The organism is Nonomuraea antri, from assembly GCF_013283785.1.
GTDB lineage: Bacteria > Actinomycetota > Actinomycetes > Streptosporangiales > Streptosporangiaceae > Nonomuraea > Nonomuraea antri.
Genome location: NZ_JABCPZ010000502.1, coordinates 1 through 1,892 on the forward strand (window position 1 = coordinate 1; position 1,892 = coordinate 1,892).

2 protein-coding genes are annotated in these 1,892 nt (G+C 71.4%); one reads left to right on the forward strand and one right to left on the reverse strand.

From position 1 onward, the window contains the following. Positions 1 to 977, reverse strand: a 977-nt coding sequence (locus HII36_RS54925) for an ATP-binding cassette domain-containing protein (RefSeq protein WP_328808329.1), incomplete at its 3' end; no start/stop codon positions are given. 131 nt (positions 978 to 1,108) lie between these two features. Between HII36_RS54925 and HII36_RS54930 the strand changes: the two genes are divergently transcribed. Beyond that, positions 1,109 to 1,705, forward strand: a complete 597-nt coding sequence (locus HII36_RS54930; RefSeq protein WP_217371149.1) for a TetR/AcrR family transcriptional regulator — start codon at positions 1,109 to 1,111, stop codon at positions 1,703 to 1,705. Positions 1,706 to 1,892 lie beyond the last annotated feature (187 nt).

The window sequence follows — 1,892 nt, forward strand, 5'->3', positions numbered from 1 at the left end:
GCTGCGGTGGGTGTGGGGGTGTCCGAGTGGAAGGTGGCGTGGAAGTGGAGTGGGGCCGGTGGCCGGGGCACCGGGTTCTCCTCCAGCCTGCGCAGACGCTCGTGGGCGTTGCGGACTCGGCTGGCCACCGAGCTCTGCACCCGGCCGGCGTTGCGGTCGTAGGCCATCTTGTTGTTGTCCTTCATGTCTCGCCCGGCGGCGACTCGATGCGCGGTGGTGGCGGCGTGTTCGCGCACCTGCCGCACCTCTTCGCACCAGGCGGCGTACGCCTGCTCCCAGCGCACCCGGGCGGCCGCCTTCTCGGCCAGGAAGCCGGTGCAGCCGCCGCCGAACCGGGTGACGGAACCGCCTTCGACCTCGATCACCGCGGTGACGACCCGGTCGAGGAAGATGCGGTCGTGCGACACCACGACCATCGTGCCCCGGTGTTCGCGCAGGCGGTCTTCGAGCCAGGTCAGCGCGGCCTCGTCGAGGTGGTTGGTCGGCTCGTCGAGCAGCAGGGTCTCGGGCGAGGCGGCCAGCACGCAGGCGAGGCCGAGGCGGGCCTGTTCGCCGCCCGACAGGCTCGACAGCACCCTGCCGCGCCCGATGTTGGCCAGGCCGAGGCCGTGCAGCGCCTTGTCGACGCGGGCGTCGGCCTCGTAGCCGCCCCGCGCCTCGAAGGCCGTGAGCAGGTCACCGTATTCCGCCAGGGCTGACGATTCCCCCTCGGGCTCGGTGGCGAGGACGGATTCCAGTTCGCGCATCCGCCGTTCCATCGCGCGCAGGTCGGCCAGCGCGGCGTCGACCGCCTGCTGGACGGTGTGATCGAGCGGCAGGTCGAGCGCCTGCCCGAGGTAGCCGAAGCCGCCCGTGACGGTGACCTCGCCGTCGTCGGGTCGCTCGACCCCGGCCAGCAGCCGGAGCAGCGTGGACTTGCCCGAACCGTTCTCGCCGACGATGCCGACGCGCTCGCCGGGACGCGCGGACAGCGACACGCCGTCGAGGACGGATCGCTCGCCGTAGGAGTGGGAAACCTTGCGGAGGCTAATCAGGATGGAACTCCAATCGCAACTGATGTAGCGTTAGTATGCCGCAAGGTCGGCCACTATTGCAACTGGAGTAGCTTTTGGATGCGAGTCAACCGGGCAAGCGGCCGGGCGGGCGCAGCGCCAGGGTGCGCGACGCGGTGCGCCAGGCGACGCTGGCCGAGCTGGTCGAGCGCGGTTTTTCCGGCCTGACGGTCGAGAACGTGGCCGAGCGGTCGGGCGTGCACAAGACCACGGTCTACCGGCGCTGGGGCAGCGTCGCCGGCCTGATCTCCGACGCGCTGGAACTGGCCAGTGAAGAGTCGTGGCCGATTCCCGACACGGGCACGATCGAGGGGGATCTGCGGGGGATCGTGCAGCTCGTACGCAGCGGATTCGCCGACCCCGAGCTGGGGCCGGTGTCGTCGGCGTTCGTCGCGGCGGCCGTCCAGAACGACGAGGCGGCGCGGGCGCTGCACGAGTTCTTCGTGGCCAGGCACGAGCAGTCGGCGGAGGTGGTGCGGCGGGCGGTCGTGCGCGGGGAGTTGCCCGACCTGGTGGACGTCAGGGAGGTGATCCGGGTCGCGGTGGCTCCCGTCTACTACCGGTTGTTCGTGGCGCATGAGCCGGTGACGGAACGGGACGCCGACCGCGCCGCCGACGCCGCCCTGGCCGCGGCCCGCGCCGGAGTCCTCTGACCCCATCCGCATCCGACACCCGCATCCGCACTCGCACCCACATCCGCACCTCGCCGCCTATCGCGCCTCTTCGGCTGTCGGGGCTTCTCGAAGGTCCGAGGCGCGAGGTCTGGGGGTGAGGTGCGAGGTCTGAGGTGCGAGGCCTGAGGTCCGGGGGGCGAGGTTCCGGGGTGCGAGGCCTGAGGTC